This window comes from Variovorax sp. J31P207 (assembly GCF_030316965.1).
Classification (GTDB): domain Bacteria; phylum Pseudomonadota; class Gammaproteobacteria; order Burkholderiales; family Burkholderiaceae_C; genus Variovorax; species Variovorax ginsengisoli_B.
Genome location: NZ_JASZYN010000008.1, coordinates 18,880 through 33,228 on the forward strand (window position 1 = coordinate 18,880; position 14,349 = coordinate 33,228).

The 14,349-nt window shown below is 62.4% G+C and carries 14 protein-coding genes; 7 read left to right on the forward strand and 7 right to left on the reverse strand.

Translation table 11 applies throughout. The annotated features are described in order from the left end of the window. Positions 1 to 81 precede the first annotated feature (81 nt). The 3 genes from QTI68_RS25540 to QTI68_RS25550 form a co-directional block, all read right to left on the reverse strand. Positions 82 to 744 (reverse strand): response regulator transcription factor, encoded by a 663-nt coding sequence (locus QTI68_RS25540; RefSeq protein WP_286525622.1) that lies wholly within the window; start codon positions 742 to 744, stop codon positions 82 to 84. A gap of 50 nt (positions 745 to 794) precedes the next feature. Next, a complete protein-coding gene (msrA, locus tag QTI68_RS25545) occupies positions 795 to 1,328 on the reverse strand; it encodes a peptide-methionine (S)-S-oxide reductase MsrA (protein WP_286526080.1) in 534 nt (177 codons plus the stop codon). Positions 1,329 to 1,416: 88 nt separating this feature from the next. Beyond that, positions 1,417 to 1,884 (reverse strand): Ohr family peroxiredoxin, encoded by a 468-nt coding sequence (locus QTI68_RS25550; protein ID WP_286525624.1) that lies wholly within the window; start codon positions 1,882 to 1,884, stop codon positions 1,417 to 1,419. A 516-nt stretch (positions 1,885 to 2,400) separates the two neighbouring features. Here QTI68_RS25550 and QTI68_RS25555 point away from each other — a divergent pair. The 7 genes from QTI68_RS25555 to QTI68_RS25585 are packed head-to-tail and all read left to right on the forward strand — an operon-like array spanning position 2,401 to position 9,645. Further along, entirely contained in the window at positions 2,401 to 4,014 is a 1,614-nt protein-coding gene (locus tag QTI68_RS25555; protein WP_286525626.1) for an ABC transporter substrate-binding protein, read from the forward strand. A gap of 34 nt (positions 4,015 to 4,048) precedes the next feature. Next, entirely contained in the window at positions 4,049 to 4,267 is a 219-nt protein-coding gene (locus tag QTI68_RS25560) for a hypothetical protein (protein ID WP_286525629.1), read from the forward strand. Beyond that, on the forward strand, positions 4,264 to 5,688 hold the full coding sequence (locus QTI68_RS25565) for an amidase (protein ID WP_286525630.1): 1,425 nt from the start codon (positions 4,264 to 4,266) through the stop codon (positions 5,686 to 5,688). Before QTI68_RS25560 ends, QTI68_RS25565 begins: the two co-directional genes overlap by 4 nt. A gap of 16 nt (positions 5,689 to 5,704) precedes the next feature. Continuing rightward, the gene (locus tag QTI68_RS25570) at positions 5,705 to 6,652 is read left to right on the forward strand and encodes an ABC transporter permease (RefSeq protein ID WP_286525631.1); all 948 of its coding nucleotides are present in this window, start codon (positions 5,705 to 5,707) and stop codon (positions 6,650 to 6,652) included. A 28-nt stretch (positions 6,653 to 6,680) separates the two neighbouring features. Then, a complete protein-coding gene (locus tag QTI68_RS25575; RefSeq protein ID WP_503011740.1) occupies positions 6,681 to 7,589 on the forward strand; it encodes an ABC transporter permease in 909 nt (302 codons plus the stop codon). After that, positions 7,586 to 8,623, forward strand: a complete 1,038-nt coding sequence (locus tag QTI68_RS25580) for an ABC transporter ATP-binding protein (protein WP_286525635.1) — start codon at positions 7,586 to 7,588, stop codon at positions 8,621 to 8,623. The genes QTI68_RS25575 and QTI68_RS25580 overlap by 4 nt, the downstream gene beginning before the upstream one ends. Then, positions 8,620 to 9,645: an ABC transporter ATP-binding protein gene (locus tag QTI68_RS25585; protein ID WP_286525637.1), complete on the forward strand. Its 1,026-nt coding sequence runs from the start codon at positions 8,620 to 8,622 to the stop codon at positions 9,643 to 9,645. Before QTI68_RS25580 ends, QTI68_RS25585 begins: the two co-directional genes overlap by 4 nt. A 386-nt stretch (positions 9,646 to 10,031) precedes the next feature. On the opposite strand, the gene QTI68_RS25590 is transcribed toward QTI68_RS25585, so the two are convergent. The 4 genes from QTI68_RS25590 to QTI68_RS25605 all read right to left on the reverse strand — a co-directional run bounded on the left by QTI68_RS25590 (position 10,032) and on the right by QTI68_RS25605 (position 14,107). Next, positions 10,032 to 10,970, reverse strand: coding sequence for an AraC family transcriptional regulator (locus tag QTI68_RS25590; RefSeq protein WP_286525639.1), 939 nt, complete (start codon positions 10,968 to 10,970; stop codon positions 10,032 to 10,034). A gap of 184 nt (positions 10,971 to 11,154) precedes the next feature. Further along, on the reverse strand, positions 11,155 to 11,607 hold the full coding sequence (locus tag QTI68_RS25595) for a Zn-ribbon domain-containing OB-fold protein (protein ID WP_286525641.1): 453 nt from the start codon (positions 11,605 to 11,607) through the stop codon (positions 11,155 to 11,157). Between the two features lie 53 nt (positions 11,608 to 11,660). After that, positions 11,661 to 12,842: a thiolase family protein gene (locus QTI68_RS25600; RefSeq protein ID WP_286525643.1), complete on the reverse strand. Its 1,182-nt coding sequence runs from the start codon at positions 12,840 to 12,842 to the stop codon at positions 11,661 to 11,663. Then, the gene (locus QTI68_RS25605) at positions 12,839 to 14,107 is read right to left on the reverse strand and encodes a thiolase family protein (protein WP_286525645.1); all 1,269 of its coding nucleotides are present in this window, start codon (positions 14,105 to 14,107) and stop codon (positions 12,839 to 12,841) included. Before QTI68_RS25605 ends, QTI68_RS25600 begins: the two co-directional genes overlap by 4 nt. Positions 14,108 to 14,349 lie beyond the last annotated feature (242 nt).

The following is a 14,349-nucleotide window of genomic DNA, read 5'->3' on the forward strand; positions in this document are numbered from 1 at the left end:
GCGAGGACATGACTTGCAAAGGGTACTGCCGTAGCGCGGCTGGAGCTCTAAGCCTTGGTTTAGATGTGAGCGGGTGAGCGCCTACGAGCGCTCGATTTTCTTCGGCAGTAGGTTGAGCTTGTCCGCCATCTTGCAGAGCTCCGGGAGCGACGCGGCCTCGATCTTGCGCATCATGTTGCTGCGATGAACCTTGACCGTGGTTTCGGTGATGTTCAATTCACCGGCGATCTGCTTGTTCAATCGGCCCTGCACAACCTGGACGAGGATGGCCTTCTCACGCGACGTCAATTCTTCGTACCGGGCCTTGAGTGAGCTCACCGATTCGTCGTTCTCGCGGCGTGCGCGGTCCCGGGCGAGCCCCATGTTCACGGCGTCCAGCAGTTCCTGATCCCGGAACGGCTTCGTCAGAAATTCGATGGCGCCCGCCTTCATCGCCTGCACGGTCATCGGGATGTCTCCGTGTCCAGTGATGAAGATGATCGGGAGCGTTGCGCCCGCCGCGGCAAGATCGCGCTGAAACTCCAGCCCGCTCCTGCCTGGCATTCTCACGTCGAGAATCAGGCATGTAGGGCAGTCGGGCAGATCGGATCCCGCAAACTCGGCTACCGACGCAAATGCTCGCGCGCGCAGTCCGGCCGACCGTAACAGTCTTTCGAGGGATTCGCGAAACTCCGTGTCGTCGTCGATGACCACAACGCAGGCATCTGGGTCCGGCACCACTTTCGCTGGCGATTTGAGTTCCACTGGGAGCTCTCCACGTTGCAAGTTGTCACATATTTATACTTGTCGACCCTCTATCGTCCGCGCATCCGGGTTGGCAGGCAAGCCATCTCAGGAAGCTTCCATTCCGGGCGGACGTAGTGGCAGATGTATCCGTTCGGATTGCGCTCGAGGTAATCCTGGTGTTCTGGCTCCGCCTCCCAAAACGGTCCTGCGGGGACGATCTCGGTCGCTACCTTGCCGGGCCAGAGCCCGGAAGCGTCGACCTCGGCCACGGTTTCTTCAGCCGCCTGCTTCTGCGCGTCGCCGAGATGGAAGATGGCCGAGCGATAGCTCGAGCCGACGTCGTTGCCCTGGCGGTTCTTCGATGTCGGGTCGTGGATCTGGAAGAAGAATTCCAGGATCTGTCGAAAGGAAAGTTGGCGCGGGTCGAACACGATCTCGAGCGCTTCGGCGTGCGCGCCATGGTGGAGGTAGGTGGCGTTGGGCACGTCGCCCCCCGTGTAGCCCACGCGCGTGGACAGGACGCCAGGGAGGCGTCTCAGCAGAGCCTCCATGCCCCAGAAGCATCCGCCGGCCACGATGGCGGTTTCGGTTTGTGTACTCATTTCAATTCTTTCAGGGAAAGCTCGATTGGCGAGGCGACCGAGGGTCACCTCGCCGACCAAGAACAGAGTGCTCAGGGCGCGCAGTGCATCACGCTGCCACGGGATCCGTGACGATGACGTTCGTTGCGATGTCGATGTTGCCGTGAACGGCCTTCGAGTACGGGCACGCCTCGTGCGCCGCCTGCGCGATGGCCTCAGCCACGTCGTGCGCGACTCCCGGCATGCGAACTTCGATCCGGGCCTGGATGAAGTAGGCGTTCCCGGTCTTGCCGAGGTCCACTTCGATGTCGACAGACATGTCCGAGGGCAGCGCCACCTTCTTCGTCTTGGCCGCGAGGCCAAGCGCGCCGGTGTAGCAGGCCGACCAAGCGCCGGCGAAGAGTTGCTCCGCGGTCGGATGCAGCTGGATCGCCTTGAGGGAGATCTCGTTGCCAGCGTTGCCGGGGGTGGAGAGCTGGATGTCGACGAGTTCCTCGCCGGCGGGGGCACCTTCACGACGGCTGGCCGTCGTATGGGTCTTGCCGGTGAGCAATACGGTTTGGATCTTGGTGGTCATTTGAGGGTCCTTTTTCATGGCAGCCAGTGGCAGCGTTCGGGTGTGACTGCAAACGTTCACAACCCGGCAGCAAGGATGCCCGGCGGGGCGGTTGGCTTGTATTGCGCAGTGGTGGAGCGGTTCGACCTCTTGGTGTCGACGAGCACGGCTGCCGCGCGCGAAATGCAAGCCGTCTAGGGCGCGCGGGTCGAACGTGCGCCCACATGGTTGGGATCTCTAAACCTTTGTTTAGGCGATGGCAGCGAGAGGCCGGCTGCCATGGACACACACGTCACGATCGCCTCGACTCTGGGGGTGGAGCCTGATCACGAAATCAAGCCGAGTGTCCATGCGCCATGCAACGTAGAGAGAAAACTACACCGAGCCGCATAGGAAAACGTCACTTGTCGGTCCGGAAACACTCGGTGTCGCTTACGGAAATGCACTCGAGTCCGAGCGTCGAAACAATGGATATGGCTAACCGACGGTACGCAGTTCGCCGACCACCGCTGAGCGCTTCAACAAACAGGGGTACGCATGGAAATGAATCGACGCGAATTCGTGGCATCCACCGGGGCCATGGTTACCGGAGCCGCGTTGTTGGGGCAGGGAGGTACCGCTTATGCCGCCACGGATCACTTGCGCATTGCGATCACGGCTGCTGAGATTCCCACGACGACTGGGATGCCGAACAACGGCTATGAAGGCTTGCGCTTCACCGGCTACCCATCCTTCGAGCCATTGGTGGATTGGGACCAAAGCAATCCTGATCGCCGGCCCGGCATCCGACCGGGGCTTGCGACCGAATGGTCCGTGGATGACGCGACCAAGACTGTCTGGACACTAAAACTACGCGAAAACGTGGTGTTTCATGATGGCTCGAAGCTCGATTCAGACCTCGTGATCTGGAACCTCGATCGAATGTTCCGTACCGATGCGCCACATTTCGACCAGGCCGGCGGAGCGATTCTGCGATCCTACGTGCCCTGGGTAAAGAGCTACCGCGCGGTCGACAAGATGACGGTGGAGATCACGACCGACCGCCCCCTGGCCTATTTCCCATGGCGGCTCACCTTGTTCTTGATGGTCGGCAGGGCAGGCTACGACCAGGCCGGCAGTTGGCCGGCCTTCGCAAAGAAACCGGCGGGCTCGGGGCCATTCAGGGTCACGCGGGTAACGACGAACGGTGGGGTGGAGTTGGCGCCCTTCAAGGAGCATTGGGACCGCCGGCGCGTACCCCGCGTTTCCAAGGTGACGCTGATACCGATGCCCGAGGCAACCACGCGGTTGGCCGCACTCCGATCGGGGCAGGTGGATTGGATCGAAGTGCCGCCGCCTGACACCATCCCCGGGCTTAAGAAGGCGGGCTTCAATATCGTACTGAAGCCATACCCCCACGTGTGGCCTTGGGTGTTCAGCTTCGAGGAAGGCTCGCCATTCACGGACAAACGCGTGCGGCAGGCGCTGAACTATGCGATCAATCGCGACGGGCTGGTCACACTGTTGAACGGCACGGCATTTCCGGCCAGCGGCTATGTCTACCCGGACGATGTCTGGTACGGAAAGCCGGCGGTCTCCTATCGTTACGACGTCAACCGTGCCAAGGCACTTCTGCGGGAGGCCGGCTACAACGAATCGAATCCGCTTCGCTTCAAGGTCATGATCTCGACCAGCGGGTCCGGGCAGATGCTGCCGTTACCCATGAATGAGTTTTTGCAGCAGAACCTCGCGGCCATCGGCGTAGAGGTCAAGTACGAAGTCGTCGAGTGGGGCACGATGCTGGTGGCGCTCCGCGCGCCTCCCGGTGACCCAAAGCGCCTCGGTTGCCATGCGCTGAATCTGTCCGTCCACTTCCAGGACCCTGCCATGTGGTGGCGATTGCTGCACAAGGATGCGGCGGCGCCGGTATCGATCAACTGGGGCGTGTGGAAGAACGCGCAGGTCAGCGCCATCATCGACCAAGCCAACCGTACGGTCGACGAGAAGCAGCTCAACGCCCTGCTAGCGAGGGCCCACGAGATCGTCGTGGACGAGGCGCCCTGGCTGTTTGTCGTTCATGACCTGAACCCGCGGGCGATGTCCCCAAAGGTCAAGGGCTTTGTCCAGGCCAGGAGCTGGTTTCAGGATTTCAGCGGCGTTTCCGTCGATTGAACAGCCTCGCTCACTATTTTTAAGGAGACATCCCATGACGGAGAACGAGGCGGTCACCCCTGGTGGACTGCGTGTTGCTCTTATTGCCGACCAAGGCATCGAAGTATTGCCCAACGACGCGATCCGCGTGGGTGTCGTCGCGGCGAAGGTGAAGGAGGTGTTGGCTTCGACGCTGTGCTTCAGCCTGTTCGATACGGAACCGTCGAACTACCAACGAATGGTCTGCCGCCGCCGCGAAAAGGGGGACGCATGAATTCGCGACCCTCTCATCTGGCGGACTGGTCGCTGTGCGAGGTCGTCGACGGCACGAAGCGCGGCGAAATCTCGGCCGTGGAAGTAGCGCAGGCGACGCTTGAGCGGATTCGGCAGCGTCAACCCATTTTGAATTGCTTCATCCGGGTCGATGAGGAGGCGGCGTTGCGTGCCGCTCGCGAGTCCGACCGCAAGCGTAGCCGCAAGGAAGCCCTTGGTCTCTTGCACGGCGTCGCTCTGGCCCACAAGGACATGTTCTACCGGGCCGGGTCCGTGACGACCTGCGGGTCGGAGATCCGGCGCAACTTCACGCCAGACGTGACTGCCACGGTGCTGACGCGGCTGGACGCCGCCGGCGCGACCCACGTGGGCTCGCTCAACATGGTGGAATTCGCCGGGGGCCCGACCGGCCACAACCCTCATTGGGGCAACTGCCGCAATCCCTGGCACCCCGAGCACGTCACGGGAGGCTCATCCTCAGGCTCGGGCTCCGCTGTGGGTGGCCGCCTGGTGCACGGGTCCCTCGGCTCGGACACCGGCGGATCCATCCGGCTTCCCGGCGCCTTCTGCGGAGTATTCGGCTTAAAGCCCACCCTTGGCCGCGTGTCACGCTACGGTTCTATGGGCTTGTCGTTTTCGCTGGACACGGTCGGTCCGCTCGCCCGCACCGCGCGCGATTGCGCGCGTCTCATGTCGGTGCTGGCCGGCCCCGATCCGATGGATGTCACCACCGTCCCCGGCAGGGCAGACAACTATGAAGCGGACCTCGAATGCGGGGTGAAAGGTCTGCGGATCGCTGTGCCACGGAACCACTACTTCGACGATGTCAGCCCCGAGATCCAGCAGATCCTGGAACGCGCACTGGACACGTACCGGCGGTTGGGCGCCACCATCGTGCCAGTGGAACTTCCGCACCACGAGCTAATTTCCGCACTCTACCTTGTGGTGGTGGGCGCCGAGCAGTGCGTCTTGCACGACCACTGGATCAAGACGATGCCTGAACGCTACTCCGCCGCCGTGCGCGCGCGGATGAAGAACGGCTTTGCATTTTCTGCAGTCGAGTACCTGAAGGCCTTGCAGGTGCGCGAGCGCGTCGCATCCGAAGTGGCGCGCTCTTTCGATGCCGACGTGCTGTTCACGCCCATGCTCCGCTTTCCCGTGCCGACGATTGCGGAGTCCGACGTCGACAGCCGCGAGGACGAAAAGCTGAGCGATTTCATCGCGTCCTTCACCCATTGCACAAGACCGATCAGCTACTTGGGCTTCCCAGCGCTGAGCGTTCCGGCCGGGTTCACCGCCAGCGGCCTGCCGGCCGCCTTTCAATTGGTGGGACGCCCGCTGGACGAGAAACTGCTCCTGCGCCTGGGCGCCGCATACGAGCGCGAATCGGCAATCGCGGACCGTTGGCCCGCGCTACCGTGAGGACGGAGGCAGTCTCATGACCATGCTGCACTACGCGGTCCAGCGCCTGCTGCACGCGATTCCGATCCTGGCCGGCGTATCGGTGCTGGTGTTTGTGCTCGTACACATGATGCCCGGCAATGCCATCGACATGCTCGTACCTCCCGATGCGCCGCAGGAACTGGTGAAGCGCCTCATGGCCGCGTACGGGCTGGACAAACCCCTCCACGTTCAATATCTCCACTGGCTCGCCATGCTGGTGAAGGGGGACCTGGGCTACTCCATCGCCACCTCGGAGTCCGTGGCGCGGGAGTTGGGACGGGCACTGGCCAATACGTTCCTGCTTGCCATTCCCGCAGCCGCTCTTGGCTTCTCGGTGGGAACCTTGCTGGGCACCGCGGCCGCCTTTCGGCAGGGAAAGTTGACCGACAAGCTGCTGTCCGCCATTGCCATCACCGGCGTGAGCCTCCCGCACTACTGGATCGCAATCGTGTTGGTGGCCATCTTTTCCGTTTCGCTGAACTGGCTTCCGGCGCAGGGAATGGGGTTCGAGGGCTTGCCTGGCGATCTGCAGCAACTTGGTTCGCTGGTGCTGCCCGTTGTCGCGCTGTCGCTCATTCCGTTGGGCGTGGTGGGTCGGGTGGTCCGCGCATCAGTCTTGGATGTACTGAACCAAGAGTTCGTCAGTACGCTTCACGCAAAGGGCCTCGGTGGCGGCCGGATTGTTGTTCACATCCTGAAAAACACCCTTCCGTCCGTATTTGCCGTGATGGGCATGCAATTGGGCTATCTGTTGGGCGGCTCCATCATGGTCGAGACGGTCTTCAACTGGCCGGGCTCCGGCAACCTGCTCTATCAGGCCATCCTGCGGCGCGACGTGCCGGTGATTCAAGCAACCATCGTGGTGCTTGCATTCTTCTTCGTACTCATGAACCTGCTGGTCGACATCGCGCAAGCGCTTGTCGATCCGCGAATTCGCCGCTGAGAGACAGACCGTGAATCAAGCCGAAAGTATCGACGGTGCACTGCCACTGAGCAGCTCGCCCGCAAGGGCCACCAACAAGAACCCGACCTACTGGGAGCATGTGCGGCGCCGGCTCTCGCGTGATCCCATTGCTCTCATCTCCGCGGGCGTCCTCCTTGTCATTGTGCTGGGCGCCATCTTCGCGCCACTGCTGGCTCCGTATGCTCCGCAGCAAGGGCAGATCATGAGCCGTCTGCGCCCCATCGCTTCCGCCGGCCACTTGCTAGGGACGGACGAAACTGGCCGCGACATGCTCTCCCGCTTGCTGTACGGCGGTCGCATCTCGCTGCTGTCCGGCGTGCTGCCTGTCGCCATCGCACTGGTGATCGGCGGTGGGCTCGGCATTCTGGCTGGTTTCCGCGGGGGGCTCGTGAACAAGCTGATCATGCGTACGATGGATGTCTTCTTCGCCTTCCCCTCCACGCTGCTGGCGATCGCGATCGTGGGAACGCTGGGAATGGGCCTGTTCAACACGCTGCTGTCGCTCACGCTCGTTTTCATTCCACAGATCACTCGTATCTCCGAAACCGTGACGACGCAGGTGCGCAACATGGATTTCATCGAGGCGGCACGGGCCACTGGCGCGTCCTCTGCCATGATCATCCGGCATCACGTGCTTGCCAACGTACTCGGTCCGATCCTCGTATATGCGACGAGCCTGGTCAGCTTGTCCATCATCATCGCCGCCGGCCTCAGCTTTCTCGGCCTCGGCGTCTCGCCCCCCACGGCCGAATGGGGCCTGATGCTCAATTCCCTCCGGCAGGCGATCTATGTCGACCCTGCGCTGGCGGCGCTACCAGGCGCCATGATTTTCATCACCTCGATGTGCTTCAACTTGATCAGTGACGGCCTGCGGACTGCCATGGATATCCGCATCAACGTCGAGACCGCGCGATGACCTTGCCAGCCGACGCTTCAACTCCCCTGCTGGCGGTGCAGGGATTTCGCAAACACTACGCAGTTCGCCGAGGCTTCTTTGGCCGGCGGGCAGGCGCGGTCCAGGCAGTCGACGGCGTGTCACTGACCGTGCGCCAGGGCGAGGTGCTGGGCATCGTCGGCGAGAGCGGGTGTGGAAAGTCCACGCTTGCGCGGCTGCTCATGCGGCTGATCGAGCCGGACGGGGGACGTATGCTGCTGGACGGTCACGAGGTGGCCGCGGATGGAGGCGTGTCGCTTGCGGCACTACGGAGCAGCGTACAGATGGTCTTCCAGGATAGCTATTCGTCGCTCAACCCCCGGATGTCTGTCTGCGAAAGCATTGCCTTCACGCCGCGAGTGGGCGGGACCTCGGCGGCTTCGGCGACGGCGCAGGCGCGCGCTCTGCTCGACCAGGTTGGGCTGTCGCCCTTGCTCTTCGCCCACCGCTACCCGCATGAGCTTTCCGGTGGGCAACGCCAGCGCGTCAACATTGCGCGTGCGCTGGCGGTGTCGCCACGGGTAGTCGTCCTCGACGAGCCGGTCTCCGCCCTCGATAAGTCGGTCGAAGCCCAGGTGCTGAACCTGCTCGTAGCGCTGCAGGAGTCGCAGCACCTCACGTACGTGCTGATCAGCCATGACCTCAATGTGGTGCGATACATCTCAGACCACGTAGCGGTGATGTACCTCGGGCGCATCGTGGAGACCGGCGCTGTCGAGGACATTTTCGACGCGCCGAGGCATCCTTACACGAGGGCGCTGCTCGCATCTGCGCCCAGCCTGGACCCCCGCAAGCGCACGCGCGAGGCCCCCCTGAGCGGCGATCCACCCAATCCCATCGACCCCCCCAGCGGTTGCCGCTTCCGGACTCGCTGCCCCTTCGCTGAGGAAGTCTGCGCGGCGCACGATCCGCAAGCGGTAGTCGTCCATCGCGCGCACAGCGTGTGCTGCCATATGTCTGACGCGGGCTCTGGCCATAGCCGTGCAAGTTCCTCGCCAATGGAGAAGGTTTCGTGAAGCCGCTACTGCAGCAAGTTGCCGCGGACGATTCCGCGATTCAAGTCAGGAACCTCTCGGTCGAGTTCGGCCGGGGCTCTGGCGCAGTCAGGGCGGTCAACGGCATTGACTTCGACCTGCGCAGGGGTGAAGTGCTGGGTATCGTCGGCGAGTCCGGCTCAGGCAAGAGCGTCATGCTGCGTTCCCTGATGGGCCTTCTGCCAGAGCGCGCACGGGTGGAGGGCAACGTCAGCCTGCTCGGACGCGAAGTCGTAGGTCTCGGGCGCGGGGCATGGGGGGAGCTTCGCGGGCCCGTCATTGCGATGATCTTCCAGGAGCCCATGACCGCCTTCGATCCCGTCTATACCATTGGCGCGCAGATCGTCGAGACCATCATGTGCCATATGCGCTGCAGCCACGCAACGGCCGAGCGCAGGGCGCTCGAGCTGATGGACTTGGTCGCGATTCCCTCGGCGCGCAACCGGCTGGCCAACTATCCCCACGAACTGTCTGGGGGCATGCGGCAGCGGGCGATGATCGCCATGGCGCTGGCGTGCAACCCGCGTATTCTTCTGGCCGACGAGCCGACCACGGCGCTGGACGTTACGGTGCAGATCCAGATCCTGCTAATGCTGCGGCGCCTGCAGGCGGAGCTGGACATGTCGGTCGTGTTCGTCACGCACGACATCGGGGTTGCCACCGAGGTCTCCGACCACATTGCGGTGATGTATGCCGGGCGCTTCGTGGAACGCGGCCCGACAGAGATTCTGATTGGCGAAAGCCTGCATCCGTACGCTCAGGGCCTGTTGGCCTCCACGCTTCGTGGTCAGCGGCGGGGCACGCCGCTCGAGACCATCGCCGGAGCGCCACCGAACCTTGCGGCCTTGCCTGTCGGGTGCGCCTTCGCGCCGCGTTGCAAACACATGGACTCTGCGCTTTGCATGGGCGATCGGCCCGGCCTTCGCGCCGCACAACCTGGACACCTGGTCGAATGCGTACGTGTTCCGCATTTCTCTTCCTGCGCGCCAGGGGGCACGACATGAGGGAAGAAACTTCGGGTGAGTCGCACAGATGATCTCTTGGAGCGGCATCGCGCTGGTCTTCGCAGACATGCGCTCGAGCTTGATTGCCGCGCTGCAGGACGAACGGGAGCCTCAGGCATGAGCCGCAAAGTGCTTTCCAATCTCACGTTGGTCGAAGCCGCAGAAGACGTGGCGCGGGGGCGGGCGGCTTCGGTGGAGCTCACCCGCGCTGCTTGCGGTCGCATTCCAGCGCGAGACGCACTAGCACCGGAAGGGGCCCCGCCTGCTCAAGAGCAGCCCGAATCCAGTCGTTGGCGGACGAGTCGAATGCTCTTTCAGATCGTCCTTGGCCAAGCCTGGGCAGCTCGACTGCGCTGTCGCCTAGCGCGCCTCAGTCGCCCCGGTCTCTAGCGAGAAGCGAGTTCACGAGGCGTGACGCCATATGCCTTGCGGAAGGCGCTGCTGAAGTGAGAGAAGTTCACAAACCCGCAGTCGAGCGCGACATCGGCAATCTTCACTTGGCCCCCTCGGCTGAGGATCGCGAAGCCGCTCTTAAGCCGCTGCTTCTGCAGCCACTTCATCACGGTCTCACCCTCCTGCGCGAAAAGCCGATTGAGGGTGCGCGCAGACATGTCGAGGGCGGAAGCGGCGTCCTCTACCGTCAGCTCGGCATCCCCGAGGCGGCTGCGCAGATAGTTCTTGGCATGGTCAACGTGGCGCGCCCGGCGCTCTCCTTCGACTGAGCTGCACTCATCGGCAGCCAGGCCGGCGCGCAGGATGTCCAGAATGCATTGGCTGGTGGTGTTGGCGAGGCGCGAGTTGGCAGACACGTCCCGCATGGTGATGACTTCGTCCACCAGATTGTTCAGGAGGGCCGCCGCGGGGCTTGCGGCGCGTAGCAGGCGCGGGCGCTGGTGGCACGCGCCCGCAATTTCTGATTCGGCCAAGTTGCCGGAGATCTTGAGGACGATGCTGCGTATCTGGTGGTTGGGGTGCCCCCAGATGGTCGCCGGCGTGCGCTGCCATATGACGATATCACGGGGCATTTGGACGAGACTGATGTTGTCACGCTTCAACTCCGTACGGCCGCGGCGGAGCAGAGACACGAACACGTTCGACTCGACAGCGGCGGGCGTACAAGACCTGCCCTTGCTCACCGAGACGGGATCGACGTTCAGTTCGAACAGGTCCAGTGCGCCAAGCCGCATTTCGCCGATGCGGGCGGAGAAGTTCGTCAGCGCTTGAGGCTTGAGATCGATCGGATAGAGCTTCTGACCGAGCCTCTCGCACCACTCCGGTACCTGCATCCGTTGCTGAACGGTGGCTGTGTCAAAGTAGGTTTTCATGGATCCCCCGCGAGTGGCAGCCACACCGTTTCGCAGTCCTCGGGCCAGGCTGCTTGGCAACACCGACTTGATTCGGACCTAACCGAGGCTCCTTCAATGTGATGCGTAGCCCGGAGCCGGCGATGAGCGCGCGAAGCCGTCCTTGGATCCTGGCCGGCGTTGCGCGCTTACCGTGTCGTGTCTATCAGGCCAATTCGAACCAAAAATCCAGCACATCTCCGGTGCGCTTTTCGGCGAATTTCGTAGTCACCTTGGTGCCGATCGCCAGCTTCTTCGCGGCAGCGGCACTATCAGTGAGGTCAATGCCCTTGAAGTAGCCACCGATTGCGGTGTCGGCGCCCTCGAGGTGAACGTATCCGAACGCATAGGGCGGATCGGGCAGGTTGTTGAATGCGGCGTACACGATGGTGAAACACTCGACCGTACCTGCGGGGCCAACGGCAACCCACTCGTCGGTCGGCTCCAAGGTTTCATCGGAGAAGGCCCGTGGCGGCACGAGCACGCGACCCGATTTCGGATCGCGACGGCCAAAAATTTGCTGATTGTCGCGTAGCTGCTGGAAGAAGTAGCTCGCGGTCTCGCCCAGGGCGTGCTTGTAAGTAATGTTCCACTGTTCGGTGCGCGTCATGAGTTCCATGTCAATTCCTTGAGTTCGTAGCATAGGTGAGCTGATGTGGCGGCAGACGGCGTCTACGACTCGACAACCATCGCCCCAAAAAACTGGTGATCGCCTCCGTTGCCGGTTCCGATCGCTTTCTTCGCGCCCTTGACTTGGTGTCCGCCAGCGCGGCCCCAGACTTGGAGCGCGGCTTCGGCCACGCGGACCATTGCGGTCACCGCAATCGCATTGCTACATAGCGTGCCCCCCGAAGGATTGACGGGGTTCTGCCCGCCGATCTTGAAGTGCCCGTCGCGCAGCAGCATGGGCGACTCGCCGAGCGGCGCCAGCCCGGCGGCCTCAATCGCATGGAACTCGGTGTTGCTGAACGGCGCGTACAGTTCCGCGGCGTCAATCTGCTTGACCGGGTCGGTGATGCCGGCCATCTTGTAGGCGCGCTGACACGCTTCACCCAGCGCCTGCGCATCGGCATGGTCGGCGGTGAAGTGATTGCCCATCCGGTCTCCGATGAAGTAGCTTTCCGAGCTGTGCGCGACGCCGGTGATCCAAACAGCCTCCAGCTTGTTCTTCTTGATGTAGTCCTCTGATGCCAGGATCATGGCGCAACCGCCGCTCGATTGGGGGCAGCAGTCAAACAGCTTCACGGGCCACGAGATCATGCGTGAGCTCATTACTTGCTCGACGGTGGTGAGCTCGCGCAGATGCGCATGGGGATTGAGCGATGCGTGTTCACGGTTCTTGACCACGATCCGCGCCATGTCTTCCTCGGTCATGCCGTACTTGTGCATGTAGCGAGTTGCAGACATCGCGAGCATCGTGATGGTTCCGAGTGGGAGCGAACGCTCGTACGTCGGATCCCAGATCTTGTTCAAGATGGTCTGCGAATCGCCGCATTCCCCAACCTTGTCGGCGCCGGCCACCAAAGCGATCTCGCAGGCGCCCGCGAGAATATGCGAGTGCGCGGCCGCGAGCGCCGAGAGGCCGGTGGAGCCACCGGTATTGATGCGCATGAAGCGCTTGTTGCGCGCGCCGACGGCATCAACACCCAGCCGCTCTGCATTACCGATGCCAAGCAGTGCGTCGGGGGCCAGCGAATAGACGACCGCCTCGATGTCCTTGAGCTCTCGCTTTGCGTCCGCCATAGCGAGGCCGACCGCTTCGCGCACGAGTTCCGGATAGTTGGCGTCTTCACGCCGGGCCTTGAAATCAGATTGGCCGATTCCAACAATGCCAACGCGAGGAATCTTTTTCATTTTGAGCTCCTGCGATCTCGTCCGAAGACGACCACCGTGTTGTATTGCATGGCGAAGCCGCTTGCACCGTGTGCCACGGTCTTTGCCACATTTGTCTGTTGATGCAGGCCAGCTTGTCCGCGGGCCTGATTGGCTGCTTCGGCAATACGCATCAATCCTGAGCAAAAAACAGGATTGAACGACAGCGCGCCGCCAGAGAGGTTGACTGGCAACTTGCCGCCTTTTGCGAACTGACCGTCAGCTTCGGAGGTGACCCATTGCTCGCGAGGACACAGGCCGAGGCCCTCCAACGCAACCAGTTGTTGATAGGGCGTGGCATCTGCGACTTCGGCCAAGTCAAAATCGGGCTTCTCGAAGTCGGTACCGGACTCTGCATATGCTTGCTGTGCCGCTGCGCGGAGTGAGGGCAGAGTGGCGAGATCGCGGTCGCCCAAGAAGCCTGGCTCGGTTGCCCAGCCCATGCCGTGCACCCAGGCGACCTTTGCATCTTCCCGCTCGGCGATCCAATCATCGCTGGCGAGCACCAATGCGACGACGCCAAACTCGGGCTGCGAAACCATACCTTCAGTGAGAGGGAAGCGCAGCATTTTGCTGCGCTCGATCAGCACCTTCTCGCGCGGAGCTGGCGCATAGTCGGGATAGGCCACGGCGCCCTGGATCCTGTTTGTCTGTACCACGCCCAAGGCGGCATCGCGCAGGCCTTCGACCTGCGCTTCCAGCGCGTTGGCTTGCAGCGCATGCGAAGCCAGGTCGTCCAGAGGCAACGCACGGTGGTAGTAGGGGTCGGTGCTGAGGTGCTGGGTTTCGTTGATGTCGTCCGTTTCCATCCCATTCCAGGACACCACCAGTTGCGTTCGATACATGCCCGATCGAACGCGCAGCGCTGCCAACACAAAAGCGTGTTCACCGCTGGAAGGTGTCGAGAGAATGTCGCGGCCAACGCCGCCTACAGAACCCGAGGCCATCATGATCGAGATGGCCCGACCATCGATCTGATCGCAGCTTGCCACGACCATACCGTCGAGGTCTTCGACGGTAAGGCCGGCATTGCGCAACGCAGCGTGCGTGACCGCGTGCAGTGCTTCCTCGAGCGAGGTGCGGTCTGGGTAGCGGGGCGCGAACACCGCGCTGCCTATCACCCCTACCTGGATTTGAGAGCCCATTGTGGAACCTTCCATAGAGGCGCCTGGAGAAGAAAACTTCGCCGAAGAGCGCCAGATGTTGTTTCGAAAACACGAAGAAAGATTCGTGTTGCCGAAAATCATAGCGTGAAGCTCATTCAGTTGGCAAGCGCTTTCTTTGCCGCTATCTGGCCGGAAGCCCGTAGCGGAGGACGCGAAGAAGGTGAAGCTGGGACACTTCCATGCAGGAGAACTGGCTGCCTGGTTGCTTGCGCCGGGTCTCGGCGAGGGCTCTGCCACACTCGCAGCGCTGCGAGATGCGTTGTGTCGGCACAGACGCGCGCTTGAGCTCGAACAGCGCGACAACTTCACCAACGCCAACACGA